A 12,927-nucleotide genomic window follows, 5' to 3' on the forward strand; every position below is an offset into this window, starting at 1 on the left:
CCAGGTGTTCCCGGGCGGACGTGGCGGTCGCGTCAGACCAGACGCGACTGGTCGATCGCCGCGCGGATGAAGTCCCTGAACAGCGGGTGCGGGTCGAACGGCTTGCTCTTGAGCTCCGGATGGAACTGAACGCCGATGAACCAGGGATGGTCAGGAATCTCGACGATCTCCGGCAGCGCCCCGTCGGGGGAGAGCCCGGAGAAGAGCAGGCCCGCCGCCTCCAGCCGGTCCTTGTAGTTGATATTGACCTCGTAGCGGTGGCGGTGCCGCTCGTCGATGGTGCCGGTCCCGTAAATCCCGGCGACCCGCGATCCCGGGACGAGCTGGCAGGGATAGGCGCCAAGACGCATCGTGCCGCCGAGATCGCCTTCCGCAGAGCGCTGTTCCAGCGCGTTGTCGCGAACCCATTCCGTCATCAGGCCGACGACGGGCTCCTGGTTCCTGCCGAACTCCGAGGAGCCCGCGTTGGGAACCCCGGCGAGGTGCCGGGCCGCCTCGATCACGGCCATCTGCATGCCGAAGCAGATCCCGAAATAGGGGATCTTCCGCTCGCGCGCGAACTGCGCCGCCAGGATCTTGCCCTCGGTGCCGCGCTCGCCGAAGCCGCCGGGCACGAGGATCCCGTGCACGCCCTCGAGCTCGTGGACGGTGCCTTCCTTCTCGAAGATCTCCGACTCCATCCACTCGAGCCGAACCCGAACGTTGTTCGCGATGCCGCCGTGCACGAGCGCCTCGGCCAGCGACTTGTAGCTGTCGAGCAGGCTCGTGTACTTGCCGACCACCGCGATCTTGACCTCTCCCTCGGGATGTCGGACGCGCTGGACGATGTCCCGCCAGCGCGAGAGGTCCGGCTCGCCCTCGTCTGGCATGCCGAAGTACTTCAGGACCTGATCGTCGAAGCCCTGCTCGTGGTAGCTGATCGGCACCTGATAGATGGTCGGCACGTCGAGCGCCGCCATCACGCGCTCCTGCGGCACGTTGCAGAACAGCGCGATCTTCCGCCGCTCGTTCTCGGGAATCGGGCGCTCGGAGCGGCACAGCAGGATGCCCGCCTGGATCCCGACGGACAGCAGCTCCTTCACGGAATGCTGCGTGGGCTTGGTCTTCAGCTCGCCGGCCGAGGGAATGTAGGGCACCAGCGTCACATGCACGAAGAGGGCGCGCTGGCTGCCGACCTCGTTTCCGAACTGGCGGATCGCCTCGAGGAACGGCAGGCTTTCGATGTCGCCGACGGTGCCGCCGACCTCGCAGATGCAGAAGTCCTCGTCCGTCAGGTCGCTGCCGATGAACTCCTTGATGGCATCGGTGACGTGCGGGATCACCTGCACGGTCGCGCCGAGATAGTCGCCGCGCCTCTCGCGCGCGATCACGTCGGAATAGATGCGGCCTGTGGTGATGTTGTCGCTCTTGCGCGCGGCGACGCCCGTGAACCGCTCGTAGTGGCCGAGGTCGAGGTCGGTTTCGGCACCGTCGTCGGTGACGTAGACCTCGCCGTGCTGGTACGGGCTCATGGTGCCCGGGTCGACGTTCAGGTAGGGGTCGAGCTTGCGCAGCCGCACCTTGTAGCCCCGCGCCTGCAGAAGCGCGCCAAGTGCAGCCGAGGCCAGTCCCTTGCCGAGCGAGGAGACCACGCCGCCGGTCACGAAGATGAACCGAGTCATGCCGTTCGTCCGTACCGAGGAGAAGAAGCGATCCTAACGAAAGAGGCGGCGATGGCGCCGCCTCTGGTGATCCCGGGAATTGGCTGGCCGGCGGTCACTGGACCGGAGCGGCCGGGGCCGCGGGAGCCACGGGCGCCGGATTGGGCGTCGGGGCCAAAGGGGCGTTCTGCTCGGCCGGAAGGGCGTCGATGATCGAGGCCGGCCGGCCGTGGGATCCCGCGAGGATCACGAGGACGATGCTCGTGAACATGAAGCAGCCCGCGAGAATAGCAGTGGTGCGCGTCAGCAGGTTGGCCGTGCCGCGGGTCGTCATCATCCCGCCCATGGTGCCGCCGCCGATTCCGAGGCCGCCGCCCTCGGATTTCTGGATCATCACGACCCCGATCAGCGCCAGCGCGATCAGGAGATGAACGACGAGGATCACCGCTTCCATGCGTCACCCGCACTTCCAAAAAGCCACAGGGCGCGCCAGCCGGTCCACACCGGCGGCACGCCCGCGGCCTATGTAGTCCGTCCCGGCCCGCGACGCTAGCGGCAAGTTACCGCGATCGCCCAGAAGTCGTCCGCCACGAGGCTCGCCCCGCCGACGAGCGCGCCGTCGACGTCCGGAAGCCCCAGCAGCTCAGCCGCGTTCGACGGCTTCACGGAACCGCCATATAGAATGCGAAGCGCGCCCGCCGATGCAACCTTCTTCGCGACTTCGGCCCGGATGAAGGCGTGCATCGCCTGCACCTGCTCCGCGGTCGGGGTCAGCCCGGTCCCGATGGCCCAGACGGGCTCATAGGCCACGACGGTGTTCCCGGCATCGGCGCCTGCCGGCAGCGAGCCCGCGATCTGGGCCGCCACCACGGCCTCCGCCCGCCCCGCGTCACGCTCCGCCCGCGTCTCGCCGACGCAGACCACCGCGACGAGCCCCGCGCGCAATGCGGCCTCCGCCTTAGCGCGCACGGTGGCGTCGTCCTCGCCATGGTCCTGGCGCCGCTCCGAATGACCCAGGATCACGTGAGAGGCGCCGGCGTCGCGCAGCATCTCGGCCGAGATGTCGCCGGTATGGGCGCCCTTCTCGCGGGCATGGCAATCCTGCCCGCCCACGGCGATGGCGGACCCCCTGACGGCTTCGGCGACCGAGGCCACCAGCGTCGCCGGCGGGCAGACCAGCATGTCGAACCCGGCGGCCGCCTCGAGCCCCAGTCGCGTCGCTAGGTCTCCCGCCAGCGCGAGGCCTCCGGTGCGCAGCCCGTTCATCTTCCAGTTGCCGGCGATCAGCTTGCGGCGGGCCATGCTCTCCTCCCGAGGTTACATTGGCGCGTCTTGTACCAAGGCCCTGGTGGAGGCGCCAGATCGCCGGGAATTGCCGGGTTGCGGGGCTTGGGGGGTACTTCTATGATGCCGCCCGCCCCGCATCCGGCGTGGCTCCCCTTCATTTCTGTCATCCCGAGCCATGCTACAAGCGCTGCGCAGCACCGTCGGATCCTGGGTCGCAAAGATCCTTTTCGTCCTCCTGATCGCCAGCTTCGGCATCTGGGGCATCGGGGACATGTTCCGTGGCCGCGTCGAGAACGACGTTGCCACGGTGGGCGACGTCACGATCGGCCGGCAACAGGTCGACCAGGCCTTCCGCACCGAGCTGGAACGGCTGCGCCAGGTCCTCGGCTCCATCACGCCCGAGCAGGCGCGCGCCTTCGGCCTCCTCGACCGGACTGTCGAGCAGCTCGTCGAACGGGCCCTTCTGGACCAGGAGGCCGCCGACATGGGCCTGCGCACCTCGCAGGAGTTGGTGCTGAGCACGCTCCGGCGTGAGCCTGCCTTCCGCAACGCCCAAGGGCAGTTCGACCCGCAGCAGTTCCGCCGCGCGCTCGCCTCCAGCGGCCTGACCGAGCAGGGCTACGTCCAGCTCGTCGAGGGCGAGATTGCGCGCCGGACGATGGCCGCGGCCGTGACCGAGGGCGTGAGGGCGCCGACGCCGCTGGTGGAATCGGTCTTCCGGCGACAGGCCGAGCGGCGCGTCGCCGAGACGATCCTGCTGCCCGAGAGCGCCGCGCCCGACCCCGGCCAGCCGGACCAGGACACCGTCGCCAAGTACCACCAGGATCGCGCGGTCCGCTTCACCGCCCCGGAGTATCGCGGCCTGACGGTCGCCGCCCTTACCGTCGAGGATGTCGCAAAGGACATCGAGGTGCCCGAGGAGGAGCTGCGCGCGGCCTATGATTCGCGCGCGAACGAGTTCGGCACGCCCGAGCGGCGCGACCTGGAGCAGGTCCTCGCCTCGGACGAGGCGGCCGCAGCGCGCATCGCCGAGGCCGCGCGCCAAGCTGGCGGAAACCTGGCCGAGGCGGCGACGGCTGCGGGCCTGGATGCGCAGCCCCTGGGCGGATTCACCCGCGAGGACCTGCTCGACGGCCTGCGCGAGCCTGTCTTCGCCGCGGCCGAGGGCACCATCGTCGGGCCCCTTCGCTCGGAGCTCGGCTGGCATGTCGTGAAGGTGACGAAGGTGATTCCCGCGACCTCGCAGACCTTCGAGCAGGCCCGCGGCCAGATCGCGGACCAGATCCGGCGGGAACAGGCCGCCAACAGCATCTACGACGTCGCCAACAAGCTCGAGGACGCCCTCGCGGGTGGCGCCAGCGTTCAGGAGGCGGCACAGCGCCTCGGCCTGCGGCTCGTCCGCGTCCCCGCCGTGGACGCTAACGGGCAGACCCCCGAAGGCACGCCGGCGGCGGACCTCCCCTCCCCGCGGCTGGTCGTGGAGGAGGCGTTCCGGCTCGGTCAGGGCGAGCACGGCCGGGCGCTCGATACGCCGGAGGGGGGCTATGTCGTCGTCCAGGTCGACGAGATCCGGCCCGCCGCCCTGCGGCCGCTGGAGCAGGTGCGCGATCAGGTGGTCGCCGCCTGGCAGGCAGAGCGCCGCGCCGAGAGCACGGCCAAACGCGCGGAGGAGGTCGTGGCCGAGCTACGGGCCGGCCGCACCGTCGAGGACGTCGCACGCGCGGCCGGCGGAACCGCCGGTCGCACCGAGCCGCTGACGCGCGGCTCGCGCAGCGCCGGCGGGCTGCCCCCGCTGCTGATCGAGCAGCTCTTCGAGATGAAGCAGGGCGAGGTCGCCTCGGCCGCGACCGAGGGCGGCCAGATGGTCGTGAAGCTCGTCGAGATCCAGGTACCGGATCCGGCTGCCGATCCCTCGCAGCTCGACCAGGTCCGGCTGACCCTGTCCCAGGGCATGCAGCAGGACGTGCTCGCTTCCTATACGCGGGCGCTGCGGGGCGAGTACGGGGTGACCGTCAACCGGACGGTGCTCGAAACCCTCTATGGAACGGACTGAGCCATGAAGGTCCGCCCCGACGCCGCCGCCTTCGCCGCGACCTACAGGCGCGGGGCCCCGCAGGTCGTCTGGACCGAGCTGGTGAGCGACCTCGACACGCCGGTCTCGGCGCTGGTGAAGCTCGCGGACGGCCAGCCCAACAGCTTCCTGCTGGAATCCGTGACCGGCGGCGAGGTGCGCGGGCGCTACTCCTTCATCGGGCTGAAGCCGGACCTGATCTGGCGCTGCCGTCACGGCAAGGCCGAGATCAACCGCCGCGCGCGGGTCGAGCCCGAGGCGTTCGAGCCCTGCGGCGAGGCTCCGCTGCAGGCGCTGAGATCCCTGCTCGCCGAGAGCCGCATCGATCTGCCCGAGGAGCTGCCGCCCATGGCGGCCGGGCTCTTCGGCTATCTCGGCTACGACATGATCCGTCTGATCGAGCGGCTGCCGGACGACAATCCCGACCCGATGGACGTGCCCGACGCGATCCTGATCCGGCCGACCATCATCGCGGTCTTCGACGGCATCCGGAACCTTGTCACCCTGGTGACCCCGGTCCGGCCGCAGGCCGAACTATCCGCCGAGCAGGCCTACATCCTCGCGCAGGAGCGGCTGGCCGACGCCGTCGCCGACATGGAGCGCGGGCTGCCGCGCCCGGTCGCGCCCGCGGCCTCCGATGTCGGCCCCCTGCCCCAGCCGGGCTCGGACACGACGCGCGAGGAGTTCCTCGCCATGGTCGAGCAGGGCAAGGAGTACATCCGGGCCGGCGACGTCTTCCAGGTCGTGCTATCCCAGCGCTTCGACCTGCCGTTCCGGCTGCCCCCGCTCGCGCTTTACCGAGCCCTGCGCCGCCTGAACCCGTCGCCCTTCCTGGTCTATCTGGACTTCGGCGGGCATTCCATCGTGGGCTCCAGCCCCGAGATCCTGGTTCGCCTGCGCGACGGCAAGGTCACCATCCGGCCGCTCGCCGGCACACGGCCGCGGGGCGCCACGCCCGACGAGGACCGCTCGCTGGCTACCGGCCTCCTGGCCGACCCCAAGGAGCTGGCCGAGCACCTGATGCTGCTCGACCTCGGGCGCAACGACGTGGGCCGGGTGGCCCGCCCCGGAACGGTCACCGTCACCGAGAAGATGGTGGTCGAATACTACAGCCACGTGATGCACATCGTGTCGAACGTCGAGGGCGAGATCGATCCCGCCCACGACGTCGTCGACGCCCTGTTCGGCGGCTTCCCGGCAGGAACGGTCTCGGGCGCGCCCAAGGTTCGCGCGATGGAGATCATCGACGAGCTCGAGAAGTCACGCCGGGGCGTCTATGGCGGCTGCGTCGGCTATTTCGGCGCGAGCGGCGCGATGGACACCTGCATCACCCTGCGCACGGCCGTGCTGAAGGACGGCAGGCTCTACATCCAGGCCGGGGCCGGCATCGTCGCCGACAGCGACCCCGCGACGGAATACGAGGAGACCGTCAACAAGGCGAAGGCCCTGGTGCGCGCCGCCGAGGAGGCTGTGCGCTTCGCCTCCGGGCGCGGCTGACCGGGTCGCCGCGCCGCGCGGCAGGCGCCGCGCCGGGCTCAGCCGTTCGGGGCCAGCCGTGCCCGCACCACCGCGCTGACCGGCACCACCGCAAAGCCTTTCGCGGCCAGGCGCGGCAGCCAGTCCGCGAGCGCGGCGATGGTCGCATCGTGCGGGTGCCCGATCCCGACCGCGTAGCCGTGGCGACGCGCAATCGCCTCCATGCGCTCCAGGGCATGGCGGATCGCCGCCGGCGCGGGATCGTGATCGATGAAGACGTCACGCCCCACCGCCGGCACGCCGTGACGCGCCGCGACCTCCATGCCGACGCTGCGGCCGCTCGTCCGGGAATCCAGGAACAGCAGGCCGCGGCGCTGCAGCGCCGCAAGCACCGCCGCCATCCCCGCGCGGTCCTCGGTGAAGCGGCTGCCCATGTGGTTGTTCAGCCCGACATGGCCCTCGAAGGCGCCCAGCGCGGCATCGATGCGGCGTCCGATCTCGCCGGGATCGAGGCCGACCAGCATCGCGCCGGGCCCGGGATTCTGGTCCGGTGCCTGGGGCTGCATGGGCAGGTGGACCATCAGCTCGTGGCCCGCGCGCTGCGCGGCCGCCGTCTGCCGCGGCAGCTCGGACGCGTAGGGAAGCCAGGACAGGGTCAGCGGCGCCGGCAGCGCCACCACCTGGGTGCTGCGCCGGCGGTCGACGCCCATGTCGTCGATCACCACGGCGATGGCGGGACGGCCCGCCGGCCAGTTGGCGGCGACGGCGTTGCGCTGCCAGGCGGGCACACCCGGATTGCCGGGCACCGGCGGCGGAAGCATGGCGACCATCGTCGGAGCGGTGCCGTTCCGCGCCGCCAACGCGGGGCCGGCCGCAGGTAGGGATACCGCGTCCCCGGCCGCAGGTAGGGATACCGCGTCCCCGGCCGCAGGCGATGGCGCCGGGGGCGCTGCCGGGGCGGCGCCGGCGAGCGCGGGAGTCACGGCGAGCGCAGGCACGTCGGCCGGCGGCACGGCAGCAGCCGGCGGCACGGCGAGCGGCGTGGCCGCTCCTGGCGCTGCAACGGAAGCCGCGCCTGGCGCAGGTGTCGGCGCGGCTGCGTCCGTGACCTGCCCTGGCTCCACCGCCGGCGGCGCAGGAGGCATAGGAGGCGGACCCGCGACCCGGCTGCCCTGCTCCGGCGGTGCGGCGTCGGGGATGGCAGCGGGCTCAGCCTGAACCAGCGGTCCGGGCGTCGGCCCCCGGCCCGGCAGGAGCAGGGCTCCCGCCGTCAGCGCGGCCAGCACCAGGATGCCGCCAGCGGCGGGGACGAGGCGGGAGACGCGCCTTGGCAGTCGAGGGAGCATCGGTCCTTCCGGAAATTTCGGGCAGCGGAAACGGAGTGGGCCCGCCCGGTCAAGCCCAATCGCCGTGACCGGCCGATGCGCTGGAAATCGCGCCGCCCGGCCTGTAGGGTGACAGTCCTACCTTTCCAGAGCCGGCGCACGGTCACGATGCTGCTGCTGATCGACAACTACGACAGCTTTACCTACAACCTCGTCCACTACCTCGGCGAGCTCGGGGCGGACGTCCTCGTGAAGCGGAACGATTCGCTGTCCGCGGAGGAGGCGCTGGAACTCCGGCCTGCGGGCATCGTGCTCTCGCCGGGGCCCTGCGATCCCGACAAGGCCGGCATCTGCCTCCCGCTGATCGCCGCGGCGGCGGAGCGGCAGGTTCCGCTGTTCGGCGTGTGCCTCGGCCTTCAGGCCATCGGGCAGGCCTTCGGCGGCCGCGTCGTCAGGGCGCCCGTTCCCATGCATGGGAAGACCGACCGCATGTATCATGCCGGCCGCGGCATGCTGCGCGGCCTGCCCTCGCCCTTCGTCGCGACCCGGTACCACTCGCTGATCGTCGATCGCACGGGCCTGCCGGACTGCCTCGAGATCACGGCCGAGACCGAGGACGGGCTGATCATGGCGCTCAGCCACCGGACGCTTCCGATCCATGGCGTCCAATTCCACCCCGAGAGCATCGCCTCGGAGCACGGCCACGACATCCTGCGAAATTTCCTCGTCACGCTGCCGGAGCTGGAGCGCGCGGCATGAGCGGTGACATGACGGACCTGCGCCTGCTGCTGGCCAAGGTGGCCGGCGGGGCCGCGCTGACCGAGACCGAGGCCGAGCTGGCCTTCGACATCATCATGTCGGGCAATGCCACTCCCTCGCAGATGGGCGGCTTCCTAATGGCCCTGCGGGTGCGCGGCGAGACGGTCGAGGAGATCACCGGCGCGGCACGGGTGATGCGGGCCAAGGCGCACCCCGTCACAGCGCCCAGCGGCGCCATCGACACCTGCGGCACCGGCGGCGACGCGTCGGGCACCTGGAACATCTCGACGGCCGCCGCCATCGTCGTCGCGGCCTGCGGCGTCCCGGTCGCCAAGCACGGCAACCGGGCGGCGAGCAGCCGCTCGGGCGCGGCCGACGTGCTGTCCGCGCTGGGCGTGAACATCGACTGCGACATGGTTCTGGTGCAGCGTGCGCTCGACGAGACCGGGCTGTGCTTCCTGATGGCGCCGCGGCACCACACGGCCATGCGGAACGTCGGCCCTACGCGCGTCGAGCTGGGGACCCGCACGATCTTCAACCTGCTTGGCCCGCTGTCGAACCCGGCCAGTGCGCGCCATCAGCTCCTGGGTGTCTTCTCCAGGGACTGGATCGAGCCGCTGGCCCAGGTGCTGAAGCGGCTCGGCTCGGAATCGGCCTGGGTCGTCCACGGCTCCGACGGGCTCGACGAGATCACCACCACCGGCCCCACCCATGTGGCGGAGCTGCGCGGCGGCAGCATCCGGACCTTCGAGGTCGGACCCGAGGATGCCGGCCTGCCGCGCGCAGACGGGGCGGCGCTGAAGGGCGGCGATCCCGCAACGAACGCTGCGGCGATCACGGCGCTGCTGGGCGGCGAGACCGGTCCCTACCACGACATCGTCCTGCTGAACGCCGGGGCGGCGCTGCTGGTCGCGGGTAAGGCCCGGGACCTGCCGGGCGGCGTCTCGCTCGCGCGCGAGGCGATCACCTCGGGCGCCGCGCGGCGGAAGCTGGAACGGCTGGTCGCCATCACCAACGGAGGCGCCTGAGATGGCAGGAGACGTCCTGGCCCGGATCTGCGAGGACAAGCTCGGGCACGTGGCGGCCTGCATCGCCCGCCGGCCGCTGTCCGAGGTGGAGGCGGCGGCGCGCGAGCAGGGACCGCCCCGCGGATTTGCCGCGGCGCTCGCTCGCGCCTCGGCCACCGGCTACGGCCTGATCGCGGAGATCAAGCGCGCTTCGCCTTCGAAGGGACTGATCCGCAAGGACTTCGATCCACCGGCCCTGGCCCGTGCCTATGCCGCGGGCGGCGCCACCTGCCTGTCGGTGCTCACCGATATCCCATATTTCCAGGGCGAGGACGGCTTCCTGGTGGCGGCGCGGGCAGCCTGCGCGTTGCCGGTGCTGCGCAAGGACTTCATGCTCGACCCCTATCAGGTGGTCGAGGCCCGGGCCCTTGGCGCGGACTGCATCCTGCTGATCATGGCGGCGCTTGACGATCGCCGTGCGCGCGAATTGGCGGCCGCCGCGGCCGATTGGGGCATGGATGTCCTGGTGGAGGTCCACGACGGCGCCGAGCTCGACCGCGCCCTGAAACTTCCATGCCGGCTGATCGGCGTGAACAACCGCAATCTCAAGACCTTGCAGGTCGACATCAGAACGACGGAGGAGCTTGCGCCGCGCGTTCCTCCGGACCGCCTGCTGGTCGCGGAAAGCGGCCTCAACACCCCCGCGGACCTGGCCCGCATGGCCCAGGCCCGCGCGCGGTGCTTCCTGGTCGGCGAGTCCCTGATGCGCCAACGCGACGTCGAGGCCGCCACGCGCGCTCTTCTCGCCGCTCCCTCGGAGGCCAGACCGTGGAATCCGGCCGCCTGACCCATTTCGACGAGCACGGCCGCGCCGTGATGGTGGACGTCTCGGACAAGGACGTCACCGAACGTACCGCCACGGCCCGTGGCAGCATCTTCATGCAGCCTGCGACCCTGGCGCGGATCATGGAAGGTTCCGTAGAGAAGGGCGACGTGCTGTCGGTCGCGCGGCTCGCCGGCATCATGGGCGCGAAGCGGACGCCTGACCTGATCCCGCTGTGCCATCCCCTGGCGCTGACGGCGGTGACCCTGGACCTCACCTGCGATCCCGCGCGCAACGCCGTCGACGTCACCGCAACCTGCCGCCTCAAGGGACGCACGGGCGTCGAGATGGAGGCGCTGACCGCAGTCTCCGTCGCGTTGCTGACGGTCTACGACATGTGCAAGGCGGTGGACCGCGGCATGACGCTGGGCGAGATCGGCCTCGTGCACAAGGCCGGTGGCAAGAGCGGGGTGTGGACCGCGGCGCCATGATCCCGGTTTCCGAGGCCCTTTCACGGATCCTTTCGGCCTTCGCCCCGCTCCCGCCGGAGACGGTGGCCCTGCCCGACGCGTTCGGCCGCGTCCTGGCCGCGGATCTTCGCGCGCGGGTGACCCAGCCCCCGACCGCCGTGTCGGCCATGGACGGCTACGCGGTGCGATCCGCCGACGTGGCGAACGTGCCCGCCACTCTGCGCTGCATCGGCGAGGCACCGGCGGGCCGGGCCTTTGCCGGCGGCATCGGCCCGGGAGAATGCGTGCGGATCTTCACCGGCGGCCCGGTCCCCGACGGCGCGGACGCGATCGTGATCCAGGAGGACACCGACGCCGAGGGCGAGCGCGTGACTGTGCGCGAGGCCGCGCCGGCGGGTCGCTTCGTGCGCGCGGCCGGGCTCGACTTCCAGACCGGGACGGTGGGGCTGCCGGCGGGTCGTCTCATGACGGCGCGGGACATCGGCCTGGCGGCCGCCATGAACATTCCCTGGCTGGAGGTTCGACGCAGGCCGCGCGTCGCGGTGCTGGCGACCGGAGACGAGATTGCCCGCCCGGGCGACCCGCTGGGCCCCAACCAGATCGTCTCGTCCAACAGCCTGGCCCTGGGCGCCATGATCCGCGCCCTCGGCGGGGAGCCCGTCGATCTCGGCACCGCGCTCGACACCCGCGAATCCCTCGCGCAGCGGATCTCCGCCGCGCGCGGCATGGACCTGCTGCTGACTACGGGCGGCGCCTCCGTCGGTGACTACGACCTCGTGCGCGAGGTCCTCGGCGACCGAGGGCTTGCACTGGACTTCTACAAGATCGCCATGCGGCCGGGAAAGCCGCTGAGCTTCGGCAGGCTCGGCGAGGTGCCGGTGCTGGGACTGCCGGGGAACCCGGTCTCCGCCTTCGTGTGCGGGCTGCTGTTCCTGAAGCCCGTGCTGCGGCGCCTGCAGGGCCTGGAGGCCGATGAGGGCCCCGCCCTCACCGCCAGGCTGGGCGCCGCGCTCCCGTCCAATGACCGCAGGCAGGAGTACCGGCGGGCCACGCTGTCCCGCGATCACGGAGGCGAACTGGTGGCGACGCCCTTCGCGAACCAGGACAGTTCGGTGATGTCGCTGCTGTCGCGCGCCGACTGCCTGATCGTGCGGCCGCCCTTCGCGGAGGCCTCCGACGTCGGAGAGCGGGTGGAAATACTGTCCTTCGAAGGGGGCTTCTCGCGCCTTTGATTCGAAGGATCTCCATCTTTGCTTGACGCGCCGCAGGAACCAAACTAGAACGATCGCACCTGTTTAGGTTTTGTTCATGGCGCCCGCGGGCGCCTCGGGGGGCGACGATGCTGACGCGGAAACAGTACGAACTGTTGCTCTTCATCCACGAGCGCCAGGGCGATGGCGGCGTGTCCCCCTCCTTCGACGAGATGAAGGACGCGCTCGGGTTGAAGTCCAAGTCGGGCATCCACAGGCTGATCTCGGCGCTCGAGGAGCGTGGCTTCATCCGACGCCTGCCCCACCGCGCACGCGCCATCGAGGTGCTCCGCATTCCCGAGGTCGCCGGCCGCGGCCGCCAGACCGCAGAGCCGAAGCCCCGCTTCCAGCCGAACGTGATCCAGGGCGGCTTCGCTCCGTCCCTGCAGGGGCGTACCCCGCCGGGCGGCACGGAGACGATCCCCCTGCCGATGCTCGGCCGGATCGCGGCGGGCACGCCCATCGAGGCGCTGCGCGCCGACGCCGCCAGCGTCGAGGTCCCGGTGAGCCTGCTCGGCCATGGCGAGCATTACGCGCTCGAGGTCGCGGGCGATTCGATGATCGAGGCCGGAATCCTCGACGGCGACACCGTGCTGATCCAGCGCTGCGACACCGCCGACAACGGCACGATCGTCGTGGCGCTGGTGGACGAGAACGAGGTCACCCTGAAGCGCCTGCGGCGCAAGGGCGCGACCATCGCCCTGGAGCCGGCAAACCCGAAGTACGAGACGCGGATCTTCGGCCCCGACAAGGTCCGGGTCCAGGGCAAGCTGGTCGGCCTGCTCCGCCGCTACTGATCCTGCCCCTGAGCTGAACTTT

Annotated in this window: 12 protein-coding genes; 8 read left to right on the forward strand and 4 right to left on the reverse strand. The window is 71.0% G+C overall.

Features of this window, described 5'->3' with window-relative positions; all coding sequences use genetic code 11:
- Positions 1 to 32: 32 nt before the first annotated feature.
- The 3 genes from JUB13_RS10685 to tpiA all read right to left on the reverse strand — a co-directional run bounded on the left by JUB13_RS10685 (position 33) and on the right by tpiA (position 2,942).
- Positions 33 to 1,661 (reverse strand): CTP synthase, encoded by a 1,629-nt coding sequence (locus JUB13_RS10685; protein WP_207478793.1) that lies wholly within the window; start codon positions 1,659 to 1,661, stop codon positions 33 to 35.
- A gap of 94 nt (positions 1,662 to 1,755) precedes the next feature.
- Positions 1,756 to 2,094: a preprotein translocase subunit SecG gene (gene secG / locus JUB13_RS10690; protein ID WP_207478794.1), complete on the reverse strand. Its 339-nt coding sequence runs from the start codon at positions 2,092 to 2,094 to the stop codon at positions 1,756 to 1,758.
- Between the two features lie 95 nt (positions 2,095 to 2,189).
- Positions 2,190 to 2,942, reverse strand: coding sequence for a triose-phosphate isomerase (tpiA, locus tag JUB13_RS10695; RefSeq protein ID WP_207478795.1), 753 nt, complete (start codon positions 2,940 to 2,942; stop codon positions 2,190 to 2,192).
- 160 nt (positions 2,943 to 3,102) lie between these two features.
- On the opposite strand from tpiA, the gene JUB13_RS10700 reads away from it, so the two are divergent.
- On the forward strand, positions 3,103 to 4,980 hold the full coding sequence (locus tag JUB13_RS10700; protein ID WP_207478796.1) for a SurA N-terminal domain-containing protein: 1,878 nt from the start codon (positions 3,103 to 3,105) through the stop codon (positions 4,978 to 4,980).
- Between the two features lie 3 nt (positions 4,981 to 4,983).
- Complete coding sequence (gene trpE / locus JUB13_RS10705) at positions 4,984 to 6,495, forward strand: anthranilate synthase component I (RefSeq protein WP_207478797.1); 1,512 nt, start codon at positions 4,984 to 4,986, stop codon at positions 6,493 to 6,495.
- 38 nt (positions 6,496 to 6,533) lie between these two features.
- Here trpE and JUB13_RS31270 read toward each other — a convergent pair whose 3' ends face one another.
- Positions 6,534 to 7,820 carry a divergent polysaccharide deacetylase family protein gene (locus JUB13_RS31270; RefSeq protein ID WP_236024876.1) on the reverse strand — a complete coding sequence of 429 codons (1,287 nt, stop codon included), beginning with the start codon at positions 7,818 to 7,820 and terminating at the stop codon, positions 6,534 to 6,536.
- A gap of 147 nt (positions 7,821 to 7,967) precedes the next feature.
- Here JUB13_RS31270 and JUB13_RS10715 point away from each other — a divergent pair, with 147 nt between their 5' ends.
- The 6 genes from JUB13_RS10715 to lexA all read left to right on the forward strand — a co-directional run bounded on the left by JUB13_RS10715 (position 7,968) and on the right by lexA (position 12,905).
- Complete coding sequence (locus JUB13_RS10715) at positions 7,968 to 8,558, forward strand: anthranilate synthase component II (RefSeq protein ID WP_207478798.1); 591 nt, start codon at positions 7,968 to 7,970, stop codon at positions 8,556 to 8,558.
- Entirely contained in the window at positions 8,555 to 9,586 is a 1,032-nt protein-coding gene (trpD, locus tag JUB13_RS10720) for an anthranilate phosphoribosyltransferase (protein WP_207478799.1), read from the forward strand. The genes JUB13_RS10715 and trpD overlap by 4 nt, the downstream gene beginning before the upstream one ends.
- A 1-nt stretch (position 9,587) precedes the next feature.
- Positions 9,588 to 10,412 (forward strand): indole-3-glycerol phosphate synthase TrpC, encoded by an 825-nt coding sequence (trpC, locus tag JUB13_RS10725; RefSeq protein ID WP_207478800.1) that lies wholly within the window; start codon positions 9,588 to 9,590, stop codon positions 10,410 to 10,412.
- Between the two features lie 29 nt (positions 10,413 to 10,441).
- Entirely contained in the window at positions 10,442 to 10,879 is a 438-nt protein-coding gene (moaC, locus tag JUB13_RS10730; protein ID WP_207479032.1) for a cyclic pyranopterin monophosphate synthase MoaC, read from the forward strand.
- Positions 10,876 to 12,090, forward strand: a complete 1,215-nt coding sequence (locus JUB13_RS10735; RefSeq protein ID WP_207478801.1) for a molybdopterin molybdotransferase MoeA — start codon at positions 10,876 to 10,878, stop codon at positions 12,088 to 12,090. Before moaC ends, JUB13_RS10735 begins: the two co-directional genes overlap by 4 nt.
- Before the next feature lie 107 nt (positions 12,091 to 12,197).
- Positions 12,198 to 12,905 (forward strand): transcriptional repressor LexA, encoded by a 708-nt coding sequence (lexA, locus tag JUB13_RS10740; RefSeq protein WP_207478802.1) that lies wholly within the window; start codon positions 12,198 to 12,200, stop codon positions 12,903 to 12,905.
- The last annotated feature ends 22 nt before the right edge of the window (positions 12,906 to 12,927 follow it).

The sequence above is a fragment of the Arenibaculum pallidiluteum genome, assembly GCF_017355985.1.
Taxonomy (GTDB): Bacteria; Pseudomonadota; Alphaproteobacteria; order Azospirillales; family Azospirillaceae; genus Arenibaculum; species Arenibaculum pallidiluteum.